Consider the following 14,256-nt stretch of genomic DNA (forward strand, 5'->3'; position numbering starts at 1 on the left):
CGCACCAGCCTAGGCCCCCGCCCGTCGCCGGCGAACCGTCGCGGAGACGACAGCGACCGCCGTTCCCACGGCCACGCCGAGCAGCGTGTCCAGCAGTCGGTCGCGCAGGAGCGGACCCGGGTCGACGGGCACGGCGAGTTCGATCATCAACAGGGCGAGCGGGGTGATGAACACCATCGCGAGTCCGTAGTTGCGTCCGACGAACAGCTCCGCGCACACCTGCAGGGCGATGGCGACCGCGAGCACCGCCAGCGGCGGCAGCGGCAACATGAGAAGCGCTGCCGCCAGCAGGATGCCGACACAGGTGCCGATCAGGCGCTGGGCGCCCCGCACGATCCGGGCGGTCGTGCTCGCTCCCCCGAGCGCGGCCACGGCGGCGACCATCGCCCAGTACCAGTGGGTGCCCACCAGCGCGAGCCCGACGATTCCGGCCAGGAGCGAACCCGCACCCACCGTCACGGCCATCTCGACGGCGACGCTGCGCCGGGCGTCGGACCTCGGCGCGGGAGCCGACGGGAGGCCCCGGCGAAGAAGGGCGATCGATACCGTCACCGCGACCGCGAATGCGGCGCCGCCCGCACCGACGAGGGGGCCTTCGGCGAGCGTGCGCCCGCTCGCCGGGAGCGTCGCGCACGCTCCGGCGGCGAACACCGCGAACAACGCGCCCGGCGGATGCCACCGGTACGCGTGCGCGATCAGCGTGACGCCGGCGGCGAGCGCCGCGACGACCACCACGCGCACCGCATCCGGTGCGTCGATGACGGAGAGCGTCGTTCCGAGAACCATGGCCGTCACCTGGACGGCGCCCGCAGCGAGCTGCATGAGGATGCGGTCGCGATAGCCGTCGAGTCGACCGTAGAGCGATGCGAAGGCGCCGAAACTCGCATAGACGCTCAGGTCGAGACGGCCGATCGACCAGAGCACCAGCAGCGGAACCGCGACGGAGACGGCGACCCGCGCGGCGACACGATGCTCGCCCTGGTGCGGCGCCACCTTCATGAAGCGGGCACCCGCCTCCCGCATCCGCTCACGCATCCTTCCAGGCTACGCCGGGCGGGCGGTGGCAATTCCCGGCTGCCGACGCCCCGCCGCGTGCGAAGACGCCGATACGGTGCGGCCATGAGTGTGTCGGTGGCCGGAACCGTCGTCGCGGCGCTCGTCCTGCTGCCGAACCTCCTCCTGCTGAGGCTGCCCGGCACGCTCCCGGATCCGCCGCGCCGCCTCGCTCTCCGCGTGTCCACCGTGCTCGAGCGGCTCGGGCAGGTCGGCTGCCTCGGGGCCGCAGTCCTCGCTCCGGGCTCCGGCACGCGAAGCTGGCCCTGGGCAGTCCTCGTGGCTCTCCTGGTCTCGCTCTACGTCGGACGATGGGTGGTGCTCGTCACCCGCGGCGCCGATAGGCGCGAGCTGTACGCGCCGTGGGGTGTGATCCCGGTTCCGATGGCCGTCGTCCCCGTACTGGTCTTCGCCCTGACGGCCATGTGGCTCCATGCCCCCTGGCTCGCCGTCGCGAGCGGCGCCCTCGCGCTCGGCCACATCCCGGTCTCGCTCGCGGTGGCGAGAGCGTGCCGGAGCACGCCGTGAGCACCCTCGCCGTCTGGTGGATACCGGTCGGCGCGGGCGGATGGCTGGTGAGCCACGCGAGCGGGTTGTGGGAGCGGATGACGGCGGCACGCGAGGGCCGCGCGGCGCGGCCCCTCCTCCACGCCGCCATCGAGATCACCGATCGGCGGGGGCGCTCCGTCATCGAGATGGCACCGGCGTGGAGCGGGCCGCGAACAGCACACGGCGTCGTCGGAACGGGCCCGGTCGGGCTACGGGTTCTGGGGCTGAGCGTGTGCTTCCGATACGAGATCCGCTGCTGGCGCGACGGCACCGTTCCGGACCTCGCGTTCGCCCCGAGACCGCCCCGCATCCACGAGACGAGCGAGGTCGTGACCGACGCGATCATCATGGATGCGACCAACGCGCCCCGCCACGTCTGGGGTCGGGATGTCTTCGGGATCGGCGACATGTGGAACTCGAACTCCCTGATCGCCTGGCTCCTGACGCGAGCGGGCATCGCCGAGCATCCGCCGTCCGACTGCTCGGCGCCCGGGTGGAAGTGCGGCGTCGAGGCCGCCCGGCGCGGTTAGAGAGCGTCCTCGACGCCGGGCACGAGCTTCGCGGCGATCCTGGCGAGAGCAATCCGCTCCGAATCGTCGAGGCGGTCGAGAACCAACGAGCGGATCTGCTCGACGTGGGCGGGTGCCGCCTGGCGCAGGATGTCCCAGCCGGCGTCGGTCAACCGGGCGGACTGGGTGCGCCCGTCGCTGCCGCACGTGGTGCGCTCGACCCAGCCGCGGCGTTCGAGGGCGTCGATGGCGTGGCTGAGCCGCGACCGGCTGAGACCGGCGATGCGGGCGAGGTCGGTCATCGTGGCCGGCTGCGCGAAGCTCCCGGCGAGGGTCACGAGGATCGCGTAGTGCGCGTGGTTGATGCCGCCTTCGTCGCGCAGTCGGCGATCGAGTGCCTGCGGCAGCAGCTGCACGAGCCGGATGAGCGGAAGCCAGGTCGTCATCTCGTCCTCCGTCAGCGTCCGCGTCGGCCGCGCTGCGTCGGATCGGGCCGCCGTCGCCATCACGCCGCGGGCAGGTCGATGGCGTGCGCGGTGTGGTCGCGCTTGGCAGCCAGGTAGCGCGCGTTCGATGCCGACAGATGCACAGCCGTGCGTACGCGGTCGGTGACCTCGATCCCCAGATCCTCGAGCTGCGCCGCCTTGTCGGGGTTGTTGCTCAGCAGCCGGATGCGCTCCGCTCCGACGGTCCGGAGCATCTGCGCGGCGACGGTGTAGTCGCGCTCGTCCTCGCCCCGCCCGAGCGCCAAGTTCGCCTCGTACGTGTCCAGGCCCGCATCCTGCAGTGCGTAGGCGTCGAGCTTGGCGTACAGGCCGATGCCCCGTCCCTCCTGGCGGAGATAGAGCAGGAAACCGCCGTCGGCCGCGATCCGCTCGACCGCTTCGCGCAACTGCGGACCGCAGTCACACCGTTCGGAGCCGAACACGTCGCCGGTCAGGCACTCGCTGTGCGGGCGCACGAGCGGCGCCTCCCCGCCGTCCGCGCTGCGTTCGAGCGCACTCCGCCAGTCGCCGAGACCGAGCAGCAGGTGCTCCTTGCCGTCGACGAGCCCGTCGAACGTCAGCACGTCCGCATCTGTCCCGTAGCCGTCCGAGAAGCGGAGCGGCACCCGCACCTGGACTCGGATCTCCGCCGCCGGAACCGGGACTGCGGAGATGTGTGAATTCTCAACCATATGGTGCTCAATCCCGGTGGCCGGCGGAGTATTCCCGGCGCCGTGAGAAAGCCGCATCCGCGTCCGGGGTGACACTGGGGACGTGGCCCAGATCCCGGTCTACTACTACTCCTCGGTGTCCAACCTCACACGGCGCTTCGCCGAGCAGTTGGCCGCTCGCGATGGCCGCAACGTGAGGGACCTGGCCGACCCGGAGGTGCGGCGCGGCGAGGCTCCGGGCCGCTGGATACTGCTGACTCCCTCCTACAAGGCGGGCAACGCCGACGAGGTCACCCTGCCCGCACCCGTGCGCGCCTTCCTGCGCTCCGCGGTCAACCGCCGCCGGCTGGTCGGCATCATCGGGTCGGGCAATAGGAACTTCGGCGCCCACTACCAGGCGGCGGCGCGGGAGCTCGCTGCGATCAGCGGGCGCCCCGTCCTGTTCGAGTTCGAGCTCTCCGGAACCCCCGAGGACGTCGCGCGCTGCGCCGAGATCCTGCGCGACATCGACGCCGCACTCGATTCGGCGAACGACTGACGCGCATTCGACGCGCGATCGGCGCCCGCCCTCGTCCGCGTCCCTAGACTCTCGATAGAGCCGGCCGCCGCCGGCGCGCTCGCCGGAAGAGAACGAGGAACACCATGCAGCTCGCGATGATCGGACTGGGTCGAATGGGCGCGAACATCGTGCGCCGACTCATGAAGGACGGCCACGACTGCGTCGTCTACGACGTCAACCAGGATGCGGTCGCCGGCCTCGAGTCCGAGGGCGCGACGGGAGCGGGTTCGCTCGCGGAACTCGCCTCCCAGCTCCAGACCCCGCGCACGGTGTGGCTCATGATCCCCGCGGGCCTCACGGGCGGCGTCGTCGACCAGCTCGCCGAGGTGCTCGAGCCCGGCGACATCATCATCGACGGAGGCAACTCGAACTACCGCGACGACGTCCGCCGCGCCGCTGCGCTCAAGGACACCGGCATCCACTACGTCGACGTGGGCACGAGCGGCGGCGTGTTCGGCCTCGAGCGCGGCTACTGCCTCATGGTCGGCGGACCCGATGAGGCATTCGCCCACATCGAACCGATCCTCAAGACGATCGCGCCCGGCGTCGGCGACGTGGAGCGCACCCCTGGACGCTCCGGCGAGCTCGCCCCCGAGGAGCGCGGATATCTCCACTGCGGCCCCTCCGGCGCCGGCCACTTCGTGAAGATGGTGCACAACGGCATCGAGTACGGCATCATGGCCGCGCTCGCCGAAGGACTCAACATCCTCCACAACGCGGATGCGGGAACGCGCGAGGCCAGCCACTCCGCCGAGGTCGCCCCGCTGGAGGAGCCCGAGTTCTACCAGTTCGACATCGACACCGCGAAGGTGTCCGAACTCTGGCGCCGTGGATCGGTCATCTCGTCGTGGCTGCTGGATCTGACCGCGGCGGCGCTCGAGGCGAACCCGACGCTCGACGGCCTGGCCGGACGGGTGTCCGACTCGGGTGAGGGACGCTGGACCGTGAAGGCGGCCGTCGATACCGGCGTGCCCGCGCCGGTGCTCGCCGCATCCCTGTTCGAACGCTTCGCCTCGCGCGGCGAGGACCACTTCGCCAATCAGGTGCTCTCCGCGATGCGACTGCAGTTCGGCGGCCACCAGGAGCTGCCCGCCGGTGACGTGCTCGAAGCCGGAGGGCAGAAGGCCGACAGCTCCCAGTCGTGAGATTCGCCTCGTCGGTCGCCCGCGCGCCGCGGGTGACCGACGAGGCTCAGCTCAGGAAGTACTTCCGCGCGAGAGGCGCGACCTCCAGCTGGTCGACCTCGTCGGACCCGACCCAGCGCAGTTCGGCGATCTCGGCCGCCGCGACCGGCGTCTGGTCTCGGATGTCGGCGGCGAACACCTCGGCGACGACCTCGAATCCCGGTTCGTTGGCGGCCGCCGCCGCGAACGATCCCAGCGGCTCGAGGTCCGCGGCGTCCAGCCGGAGTCCCAGCTCTTCCCGGATCTCGCGGACGAGCGTCATGGCCGCGTCCTCACCGTGCTCCGGCTTGCCGCCCGGCTGCATGAACGCGGTCGTTCCGCTCTTACGAACGAGAAGGAGCCTGCCGTCGGCGTCGCGGATCACCGCGGCGGACACATGGATGCGGCGGGGCTCTGCAAGGGTCACCCTGGCACGCTAACAGCCCCGCACAGGCGCGCGACGTAGAATCTCGTGTGCCCGACGCGACTTCTGCCCACACCGATCCGCAGCCCAGCGGCATCGATCCCGACGATCTCGCCACCACGCTGCGTGTGCTGGAGGAGCTCGCGCAGGTGGACCAGACCCACCCCGACTACGTCACGGTCCGGCGTGCGACGGCGGCGATGTTCAAAGCCACCAAGAAGGTGCGCCGCCGCGAGATCCGCGATGCGATCGCCGCCGCGGACCGCGCGGTGGTGCACGCGACGGCGACGGGCGCGCCCGATCGCATCGACGACGAGACGCGCGGCATCCCGATCAGCACGTCGACCACGACCCCGACCGCCGGGACCCTCCTGAAGGCTCGCGGTTGCTACATCTGCAAGAAGCCGTACACGGTCGTCGACGCGTTCTATCACCAGCTCTGCCCCGAATGCGCCGCGATGAGCCACGCGAAGCGCGACGCGCGCACCGACCTCACCGGCAAGCGGGCCCTGCTGACCGGCGGCCGGGCGAAGATCGGGATGTACATCGCGCTGCGACTGCTGCGCGACGGCGCGCACACCACGATCACCACGCGCTTCCCCCGCGACGCGGTGCGCCGCTTCAGCAGCCTTCCGGATGCGGCGGACTGGATCGACCGCCTGAAGATCGTGGGCATCGATCTGCGCGACCCCGCCCAGGTGATCGGACTCGCCGAAGATGTCGCGGCGGCGGGGACGCTGGACATCCTCATCAACAACGCGACCCAGACCGTGCGACGCTCCCCCGGCGCCTACCAGCCACTCGTCGATGCGGAGCTGGCGCCGCTGCCCGACGGACCGCTTCCGGAGCTGGTCACCTTCGGGCACACGAACGACCAGCATCCGCAGGCTCTCGAACGCTCGGTGAGCGCGCACCCGATCCTCGCGGCCGCCGCCGCCCGCGCTGAGGAGCTGACGGAACAGGCCATGGCGGCCGGCTCCAGCTCGCTCGAGCGCCTGGCAGCGGGCACGGCGATCGACGCGGGCGGGCTCATCCCCGACCTCGACCACGTCAATTCCTGGACGCAGCGGGTGGAGGACGTCGATCCGCTCGAGATGCTCGAGGTGCAGCTGGCCAACACGACAGCGCCGTTCCTGCTCATCTCGAAGCTTCGTCCCTCGCTGGCGGCCAGCAGCGCCCGTCGCACGTACATCGTGAACGTGAGCGCCATGGAGGGCGTGTTCAACCGCGGCTACAAAGGCCCCGGGCATCCGCACACGAACATGGCCAAGGCCGCCGTCAACATGCTGACCCGCACGAGCGCGCGCGAGATGTTCGAGAGCGACCGCATCCTCATGACGAGCGTCGACACGGGCTGGATCACGGACGAGCGACCGCATCCCACGAAGGTCCGCCTCGCCGAAGAAGGGTTCCACGCCCCGCTGGATCTCGTCGACGGCGCGGCTCGCGTGTACGACCCGATCGTGCGCGGCGAGGCCGGCGAAGACCTCTTCGGCGTGTTCCTCAAGGACTACGCCCCCGGCGCATGGTGAGACTCCCCGAGCCCGGCTCGCGCGTCGTCGTGCGCTACCTGCTCCCGACCGGGCAGGCGACCGACGCGCTCGGCGAGCTGCTCAGCGCCGACGAGGAGACGGTCGTCGTCGACGGCAAACGCGGCGTTGAGCGCATCCGTCGCGTCGACATCGTCGCCGCGAAGCCGGTGCCGCCGGCACCGGTCCCCCGCATCCGCCGCCCCGCGTCCGGCGCATGAGCGGCGCACATCCGCTCGGAGAGCCGGACACGCTCCGTCTGCCCGATGGCCGCTCGCTCATCCTCCGACGCGCGGGCTCGGGCCGATCGACCGTGGTCTTCGAATCCGGGATGGGTTTCTCGAGCGCCGCGTGGGGCCGCGTGCTTCCCGCCGTCTCGCGCGTCGCGAGCACGATCTGCTACGACCGGGCAGGGATCGGCGCAAGCGATGCGGATGCGGCTCCGCGCACGCTCGAGCGGCTCGCCGACGATCTTGAGACCCTGCTGACGCCCGTGTCGACGCCACTCATCCTGGTCGGGCACAGCTGGGGAGGTCCGATCGTGCGCACGCTCGCTGCGCGGCGTGTCCTCGACGTACGCGCTCTCGTGCTCGTCGATCAGACCGACGAGCACATCGCCTCCTACTTCGCCCCCGAGCTGGCCGAACGGATGACATCGCGTCCGCCGCGGTTCTCCTCCCCGAGGGCACGCGCCGGCATCGCGCTCCTGCGGCGCCGCGCCCTCCGCGGGCAGCCGGCAGCGGCGAGGGCGGAGCTGCTTCGCGACCTCGCCGCCCTGGATCGGACGATGCCTCCCGAACTCGCCCAGTTCCTGCCGTCCCTGCGCGCCCTGCGCGATGACGCCGCTCACGGCGGTGCGCTCGCCGGGATGGGCACGACGGTGATCACGGGCACGCGTGCCGGTCTGCGCGAGCGAGCGCAGCGGCGGGAGATCAACCGGGCGCACGCCGTGACGGCGCAGCGGCTCGGGGGCCGTCTCGTGCCGGCGCGCCGCTCGGGGCACAACGTGCTCTTCGACCAGCCGGATCTCGTGGCCGCCGAGGTCTTCCGGGCGCTCGATCGGGCCGGGCTGACGTAGGAGGGATGAGGGCGAGCCGCCCTTCCGCGATCCGCGCGGAGCATCAGCCGCTCACAGGGCGCCGACCGGCTCCGCCGCCTCCAGCTGCTCCAGTGCGTCGCCGAGCAGGCCAGCGACCGAAGCCCGGTATTCGGGAATCCCGTCGCCCTCGAACCCACGGATGTCGATCTCCGTGGCGAGGATCAGCGTGTAGTACAGCCGGTACAGGGCGAGCCGGAGCGGCCCTGTCGGGGAGGCGAGCTCATCGGCGAGCACTCCCCCGGCCTCGACGTTGCCCGCGATGATCTGCTCTTCGGCCCCCGCCTCCGACATCTGATTCGCGCCGACGAGATCCAGCAGCGGATCACCCCAGACCGTTCGTTCGGTGTCGATCAGGCCGACGATGCGCAGATCGTCGTCGAGGAAGATGTTCGCGGGCCACAGATCGTTGTGCACCACGACCGGGGCGGTGACCGCGTCCAGGACGTGACCGTGGCGCGCGAGCATGTCCCGCACCCGGCGCGCCGGAAGCGTGGTGCCGGACTCGGCCGCATCCTGGAGGATGCCGTCGAACATGGCGATGACCGCCGAGCGCCAGTCACCGCGCCGCATGCCCGTCTCCGGCGCCGGGTAGCCGAACGCGGGCGCGGGGACGCGGTGCAGCTCGGCCATCAGAGCCCCCAGGGCGTGGCGCGCGCGAGCGGTGGCCGCCGCGTCGAGGTCGAGATCGTTCCACACACGCCCCGGGAGGTGACGGGTCACGACGATGTCGGCGTCGACGATCGATCGGGTGAAGTCGGTCGACAGGACCTCCGGCACGGGAGCGTGCCCCGCGAGCATCCCGTAGACGAGCGCCTCGGAGGCGGCGATCCCGTACTCGTAGCGGCAGAGCCTGCGCACATCGGTCGGGGACGCCTTCACGATGACGCGGGCGCCGTCGGTCAGCGTCACCGCCGTCGTGGTGGCGAACATCCCGCCGGTCAGCGGCGTGGTCCGCGCGATCTCGCCGAGGGGTGCGAGAAGGGCGGCGAGCTGGGCGGGCGTGAGCGACATCGGTGTCACGGACGGCGGACCTTTCGGAAGGAACGAGCGGCATCGGCGAGACGCACGGCCCTCTCACGCTAGCGTCCGCGACGGTGCGGTGCCGGTCAGAGGGCCGGGATGCGGATCGTGACTTCCGTTCCGCCTGCTGCGCTTGGTGCGAGCGAGGCCACCCCCGCGTGCGCGGTCACGATGTTGTGCACGACGGACAGCCCCAGCCCGAAACCCTGCACGGCGTCTCGATGCGCCATCGGTGCGCGGTAGAAGCGGTCGAACGCCCGGTGCTGTTCGACCTCGGTCATGCCGGGGCCCTCGTCGCTGACGCGGATCCGGATCTCGTCGTCGACGCGATCGCACCGCGCGAGCACTTCGGTGCCCTCGACGGCGAACTTCACGGCGTTGCCGAGCAGTTCCGACACGGCCTGGCGGATGCGGCCCGCATCCGCCATGGCGACTGCGGCATCGGCGACCTCGGCGCGGATCGTGAGGTCGCGCTTCGCCGCGGCGGGGCGCGCGTCGCGCACGCATTCGCCGACGAGACCGGCGACATCGGTCGGTTTGAGCTGCAGCTCCATGCGGATGTCGGCTGCGGTCAGCAGCTCCGACACGCGCGTCATGATCCGGTCGACGCTGCGCATGATGGTGTCGATCCGCTCCTGGGCACCGGGGTCGGTCTCCGCGACCCGCTCGCTCAGCAGGTCCAGATGGCCGATCAGCGGCGTCATGGGCGTACGCAACTCGTGCGACACGGTGTGCAGGAAGTCGTGCCGCATCTGCTCGGAGTGCAGCACCTCGGTGACGTCCTCCGCGACGACGAGGGTGCCGAGCGCCGAGCCGTCCGGGCGCGCGATCTTCGACGACGAGCGGATGTAGGCGCGCTGATGCCCCGGGGGCCCGACCCAGGCGAGCGTCGGTGCGAGTTCGGTGCCGTCGACCACGGCCTGCAGCATCCGGTCCCGGCGTCGCAGGGGGGTCGTGCGATCGGCGGCGAACACACCGCCAGAGTTGATCGGCTCCCCCGGGCTCGCGAGCTCGTACCCCTCATGGCAGGCGACTTCGTGGGCGCGCGGGTTGGCGAGCAGCAGCGCCCCTTCGGGATCGTAGACCGCGATCGCCGTGGGTACTGCGCCGATGACCGCATCGACGAGCATCTTGCCGTCGGTCACGCCGGTCAGGGCCTGCTCGCGTGCCCGGTGCGCTGCGGCCAACCTGGCGGCGTGACGGCGCAGGGCACGGGCGCCGAAGGCGGCCACGACGATGACGAGGACCAGTGCGACGAGGGTTCCGTAGTCGAAGAACACATCCGCGAGGGTGGCCGGCCAGATCCCCGTGATCGCGCAGGGGACGACGACGAAGAGCACCATCAACAAGCCCGACACCGTCGGCCAAGGACGGGGAAGCAACGCCAGCCCCAGCACCGGCACGGCCACCACGAAGACGGTGAGGGATGTCTGCGGCAGGAGCTCCTGCCGCAGCGCGGCGAACGCGACGACGTTCGCGCTCAGCGCCGAGGCGACCAGCCACGTGCGGGTCATCAGACGCGCCAGTGCCGCCGCGAGCCAGCCCGCCGTGAGCAGGAATGCGATCACGATCCAGAGCACGACGGGCAGTGTTCGCCCGAACTGGACGTCGTACACGACGACGCCGGCGACGAGTCCGGCCAGCACGAGGCCCTGCAGCCACAGCAACGACTTGGCGACGAGATCGACGATGAAGTCCGTCATGCGGTTCTGCGCTCCTCGGGTGGGCCGGTGACCAGATGCCCCGTCACGATGGGAGATGCGGCTCTCTGGGATGCCCGAGACCTCAGGGACTCGTCAACGGTAGCCGCCGGGATCGCTCTCACAACAGCGCACCGGAAGCCCCGCGGTCAGGCTCGCGCGTCACGCATCTCCGCCCCCGAAAGGACGAACGAAAGGCCCCGTCGTCCACGGCTGACGGGGACGGACACGACGTCGATGAGAACGATGACCCCGCTGACGATGCCCACGAGGCCCACCACGGTCTGCAACACTCCTGTGTCGGTGCCCGGAAGCTGGTCGAGAACGGTGGCGATCGTGTAGGGCAGCGCCACGGCCGACGCGCGATGAAGTCGCCGCCACCATCCGGAACGATCCGGTGGCCACGCCGGCGTCAACCACACGAGCCGCTGTCCGATGGAGGCTCCCGCACCCAGCACCGCGGGCAGCACCACGACCAGCGCGACGGTGCCGACGCCGACGAAGACCACGCTCGCGATTGCCACCGCATCCGCCGGCTCACGTCCGCCGGTGAGCGCCAGCTGCGGCGCGACGAGGGTCAGCGAGAGCAGCCCGCTCACGACGTTGACCGCGACAGCGTCGAGAACCATCCCGAACCACCGTCGCCAGACGGTGACGGGCCGCGGCAGAGAACGGTCCCGGCGCAGGGCGCCGGAACTCGGCATCCAGGACAGCAGGAGTGGGGCGAGGAACACGCCGATCACGGCGCCGGCGGTGTTCGTGATCAGATCGTCGACGTCGGCGACGCGATACGCGCAGTCGTAGAGTCCCCAGATGCCCGTCAGCTGCGTGGTCTCGATCAGCAGCGACAGCGCGGCGCCGAGCACGATCGACACCACGGGTCCGCGGTTCCAGTAGCGACGCGCGATGATGCCGAACGGGACGAAGAGCGCGACGTTCAGCGCGACTTGAAGCGTGGCGCGACTCGTGAGAGCGGAGACGAACGACAGGCCCTGCGTCTCACGCAGGATGTCGCTGACGGAGTGCCCGGGAAGGAGCTCGATGCCGGCGCCGCTCACGCCGCAGTTCGCCGCGACGTCGGGCAGCGGTAGGAGCGTGTAGGCGACGAGTGCCACCGCGTAGACGCTGATCGCCGCGGCCCCCAGCAGCCTCGGGAACGAGAGCCGGCCGTAGCGACGAATCTGAATCAGCAGCATCGGACCGAGGACGGCGAAGAAGATCAGCGAGCCTCCGATGAGGCCGAACCATGCCTGCCACGTCCACCCGGTCATCCGATCCATCCTAGGAGGCAGATCGACGCCCCCAGGGGCGCGTCGTCCTCAGCCGTGCGAAAGCAGCTCCAGCGCGATGACACCGATCGCGAGCACGGCCTCCCCCGCGAGGATCACGATGCGCTGCAGCCGGGGAACGGCGAGCCGTCGCACGGCGAGCAGTCCGATCGCGACGAGGGTCGCGGTCGTGATGAGCATCGCGGCCAGCAGTCCCGTCGAGGCGTCGTAGAGCCCGAGCGCCGAGAGACCGATGCACGCGAGAGGCGGGAGCGCGACGGTCGCCGCCCCCAGGGTGCTCGCCACCATGTGCCGGTGCTCGAATCGCCCCGGCACCCGCGAGTGCACCACCATGTGGCTGAGCAGATCGGCGACATAGACCGCGCAGACGGTCGCGGCGACGGTGATCGTGAGCGTACCGAGCGCGAGACCCGCATCCGGATGCTCATCGTGGGCGCGCAGCGCGATGATCACCGCGAGGGCGGTGAAGGCGACATAGATCCGTTCCTTGAGGGATGCGGCGCGCCTGACGCGGGTCTGAGCGTCATCCTCTCGGTCATCGGTCATGCCCGGCTCCCGCCGGGCGCATAGGCGCGCAGGAAGGCGCGCGCACCGTCCGTCATGATCCGATCCACGCGGTCGAGCTGGGCGCGGCGGCGGCCGGGCTCGTTCAGGACGCGCAGGGTCGTCAGGGCATGGAAGTGATCGGCGGCGAGCTCGGGATCAGGGGCGTCGAGGAGGCCGGCTCGCGCCAGCAGGTCGAGGCGTTCGGCGAGCGCGCGGTTGTGCGCCGCTTCGAGCGGATGGTCGTCGAGCTCCGGGAGCAGCGTCTCGTTCTCGGTGATGAGCCGCACCGCGGCGGCATAGTCGGAGGCGGCGAGCTGGGAACGTCCGAGGTCGAGGGCGAAGGCGACGAGCGCGCGCTCGGTCGCGGCGGGGTCGGCATCGGCGATGACAGGCGGAAGGTGGCGCTCGATCAGCTGTCGGAGGGTTATCAGGGCCGCCTCCCCCGCCTGCTCCACGACACCCAGGAGGAGCCGCCGCTTGTCGCCGTAGTAGTCGTAGACGGTGCGCTTGGACACGCCCGCGCGCGCCGCCACCGCGTCCATGCTGGTGCGGTCCACGCCATCGCGCACGAACAGTTCGCGGGCGGCGGTAAGGATCGCGGAGCGCTTATGAGCCTGGCCCTCCCGGACCTGCTTGACCTGCGTGTCCGGCATAGGCATCCCCTTTTCCTGTGACTGCACGTCAACTCTACACCGAAGAGTGTAGCTACTACACCACACGGTGTAGTGTGCGATCCATGGCCATCAGCTCTCCTCTCTCGCTCCAGGCACACGCCCTCACCAAGCGCCACGGCGCGATCACCGCCGTCGACGGTCTGTCGTTCGAGGTCAGGCCGGGCGTCGTGACCGGCTTCCTCGGTCCGAACGGCGCCGGCAAGTCCACCACCCTGCGCATGTTCCTCGGGCTCGATCGACCGTCATCAGGAGCGGCGACGATCGGCGGTCTCCGCGCGGCCGAGCTGCCCAACCCGGCACGCGTGGTGGGAGCGCTGCTCGACGCCCGGTCCGTCCATCCGCGACGCTCCGCGGGCGACCACCTCTGGGCGACGGCGCGCGCCGCCGGCATCCGCCGCTCGCGCGTCGACGAGATGCTGGAGACCGTCGGGCTGATCGACGCCGGCGGCCGACCCGCCGGAGCGTTCTCCCTGGGCATGAAGCAGCGCTTGGGGATCGCGACCGCCTTGATCGGCGACCCGGGGATCGTGATCTTCGACGAACCGCTCAACGGACTCGACCCCGAGGGCATCCGCTGGGCGCGCGCGCTCATGCGCGAGCTCGCGGCAGAGGGACGCACCGTGCTCTTCTCGAGCCACCTGATGGGCGAGATGGAGCTGACCGCAGACCACCTGATCGTCATCCATCGCGGGACGCTCCTCGCCGACGAGCCGCTGACGTCGTTCATCGACTCCCGGACGACATCCTGGGTCCGCGTCCGCACACCGGATGCCGCGGGTCTCTCCAGGGTTCTCACGAGAGCAGGCCTGTCCACGACCCCGTCTCCCGGGCAGCCCGACGCGCTGCGAGTGCGGGACACATCCCCCGATCAGGTCGGCCATCTCGCCGCCACGGCCGGCGTCGAGGTGTCGGAGCTCACGCTCGTGCGCGATTCCCTCGAAGACGCCTTCCTGCGCATGACCACCCTCGACCGGACGGCGGCCTGA

At 70.8% G+C, this 14,256-nt stretch carries 17 protein-coding genes; 8 read left to right on the top strand and 9 right to left on the bottom strand.

From position 1 onward, the window contains the following. Nucleotides 1-9: 9 nt before the first annotated feature. On the bottom strand, nt 10-1,035 hold the full coding sequence (locus LXM64_RS10190; protein ID WP_234073116.1) for an FUSC family protein: 1,026 nt from the start codon (nt 1,033-1,035) through the stop codon (nt 10-12). Between the two features lie 84 nt (nt 1,036-1,119). Here LXM64_RS10190 and LXM64_RS10195 point away from each other — a divergent pair, with 84 nt between their 5' ends. Next, the gene (locus LXM64_RS10195; protein ID WP_234073117.1) at nt 1,120-1,581 is read left to right on the top strand and encodes a hypothetical protein; all 462 of its coding nucleotides are present in this window, start codon (nt 1,120-1,122) and stop codon (nt 1,579-1,581) included. Then, a complete protein-coding gene (locus tag LXM64_RS10200) occupies nt 1,578-2,132 on the top strand; it encodes a hypothetical protein (RefSeq protein WP_234073118.1) in 555 nt (184 codons plus the stop codon). The genes LXM64_RS10195 and LXM64_RS10200 overlap by 4 nt, the downstream gene beginning before the upstream one ends. Here LXM64_RS10200 and LXM64_RS10205 read toward each other — a convergent pair. Together LXM64_RS10205 and LXM64_RS10210 are read right to left on the bottom strand one after the other, a co-directional pair. Continuing rightward, nucleotides 2,129-2,557 carry a MarR family winged helix-turn-helix transcriptional regulator gene (locus tag LXM64_RS10205; RefSeq protein ID WP_234073119.1) on the bottom strand — a complete coding sequence of 143 codons (429 nt, stop codon included), beginning with the start codon at nt 2,555-2,557 and terminating at the stop codon, nt 2,129-2,131. The two genes, LXM64_RS10200 and LXM64_RS10205, sit on opposite strands and share 4 nt — an antisense overlap. Nucleotides 2,558-2,616: 59 nt before the next feature. Continuing rightward, nucleotides 2,617-3,288, bottom strand: coding sequence for a GTP cyclohydrolase II (locus LXM64_RS10210; RefSeq protein ID WP_234073120.1), 672 nt, complete (start codon nt 3,286-3,288; stop codon nt 2,617-2,619). 82 nt (nt 3,289-3,370) lie between these two features. Here LXM64_RS10210 and LXM64_RS10215 point away from each other — a divergent pair, with 82 nt between their 5' ends. Together LXM64_RS10215 and gnd are read left to right on the top strand one after the other, a co-directional pair. Beyond that, on the top strand, nt 3,371-3,805 hold the full coding sequence (locus tag LXM64_RS10215; protein ID WP_234073121.1) for a ribonucleotide reductase stimulatory protein: 435 nt from the start codon (nt 3,371-3,373) through the stop codon (nt 3,803-3,805). A gap of 104 nt (nt 3,806-3,909) precedes the next feature. Then, nucleotides 3,910-4,971: a phosphogluconate dehydrogenase (NAD(+)-dependent, decarboxylating) gene (gene gnd, locus LXM64_RS10220; RefSeq protein ID WP_234073122.1), complete on the top strand. Its 1,062-nt coding sequence runs from the start codon at nt 3,910-3,912 to the stop codon at nt 4,969-4,971. 46 nt (nt 4,972-5,017) lie between these two features. On the opposite strand, the gene LXM64_RS10225 is transcribed toward gnd, so the two are convergent. After that, nucleotides 5,018-5,416 carry an NUDIX hydrolase gene (locus LXM64_RS10225; protein ID WP_137416690.1) on the bottom strand — a complete coding sequence of 133 codons (399 nt, stop codon included), beginning with the start codon at nt 5,414-5,416 and terminating at the stop codon, nt 5,018-5,020. A 47-nt stretch (nt 5,417-5,463) separates the two neighbouring features. Between LXM64_RS10225 and LXM64_RS10230 the strand changes: the two genes are divergently transcribed. Genes LXM64_RS10230 through LXM64_RS10240 form a run of 3 tightly spaced genes read left to right on the top strand, consistent with a single transcriptional unit; the run spans nt 5,464 to nt 8,020 of the window. Continuing rightward, nucleotides 5,464-6,945 carry an SDR family oxidoreductase gene (locus LXM64_RS10230; protein ID WP_137416689.1) on the top strand — a complete coding sequence of 494 codons (1,482 nt, stop codon included), beginning with the start codon at nt 5,464-5,466 and terminating at the stop codon, nt 6,943-6,945. Continuing rightward, nucleotides 6,939-7,163, top strand: coding sequence for a hypothetical protein (locus tag LXM64_RS10235; RefSeq protein WP_234073123.1), 225 nt, complete (start codon nt 6,939-6,941; stop codon nt 7,161-7,163). Before LXM64_RS10230 ends, LXM64_RS10235 begins: the two co-directional genes overlap by 7 nt. Next, nucleotides 7,160-8,020: an alpha/beta fold hydrolase gene (locus tag LXM64_RS10240; RefSeq protein ID WP_234073124.1), complete on the top strand. Its 861-nt coding sequence runs from the start codon at nt 7,160-7,162 to the stop codon at nt 8,018-8,020. The genes LXM64_RS10235 and LXM64_RS10240 overlap by 4 nt, the downstream gene beginning before the upstream one ends. 51 nt (nt 8,021-8,071) lie before the next feature. Here the strand turns inward: LXM64_RS10240 and LXM64_RS10245 are convergent, their stop codons facing one another. The 5 genes from LXM64_RS10245 to LXM64_RS10265 all read right to left on the bottom strand — a co-directional run bounded on the left by LXM64_RS10245 (nt 8,072) and on the right by LXM64_RS10265 (nt 13,249). Next, nucleotides 8,072-9,052, bottom strand: coding sequence for a phosphotransferase family protein (locus LXM64_RS10245; RefSeq protein WP_234075456.1), 981 nt, complete (start codon nt 9,050-9,052; stop codon nt 8,072-8,074). A 95-nt stretch (nt 9,053-9,147) separates the two neighbouring features. Then, nucleotides 9,148-10,764, bottom strand: a complete 1,617-nt coding sequence (locus LXM64_RS10250) for a PAS domain-containing sensor histidine kinase (protein WP_234073125.1) — start codon at nt 10,762-10,764, stop codon at nt 9,148-9,150. Between the two features lie 146 nt (nt 10,765-10,910). Continuing rightward, nucleotides 10,911-12,032 (bottom strand): VanZ family protein, encoded by a 1,122-nt coding sequence (locus LXM64_RS10255; RefSeq protein ID WP_234073126.1) that lies wholly within the window; start codon nt 12,030-12,032, stop codon nt 10,911-10,913. Nucleotides 12,033-12,080: 48 nt separating this feature from the next. Beyond that, nucleotides 12,081-12,596, bottom strand: a complete 516-nt coding sequence (locus LXM64_RS10260) for a hypothetical protein (protein ID WP_234073127.1) — start codon at nt 12,594-12,596, stop codon at nt 12,081-12,083. Next, nucleotides 12,593-13,249 (bottom strand): TetR/AcrR family transcriptional regulator, encoded by a 657-nt coding sequence (locus LXM64_RS10265; RefSeq protein ID WP_234073128.1) that lies wholly within the window; start codon nt 13,247-13,249, stop codon nt 12,593-12,595. Before LXM64_RS10265 ends, LXM64_RS10260 begins: the two co-directional genes overlap by 4 nt. A gap of 83 nt (nt 13,250-13,332) precedes the next feature. On the opposite strand from LXM64_RS10265, the gene LXM64_RS10270 reads away from it, so the two are divergent. After that, nucleotides 13,333-14,256: an ATP-binding cassette domain-containing protein gene (locus tag LXM64_RS10270; RefSeq protein ID WP_234073129.1), complete on the top strand. Its 924-nt coding sequence runs from the start codon at nt 13,333-13,335 to the stop codon at nt 14,254-14,256.

This window comes from Microbacterium binotii (genome assembly GCF_021398715.1).
Taxonomy (GTDB): domain Bacteria; phylum Actinomycetota; class Actinomycetes; order Actinomycetales; family Microbacteriaceae; genus Microbacterium; species Microbacterium binotii_A.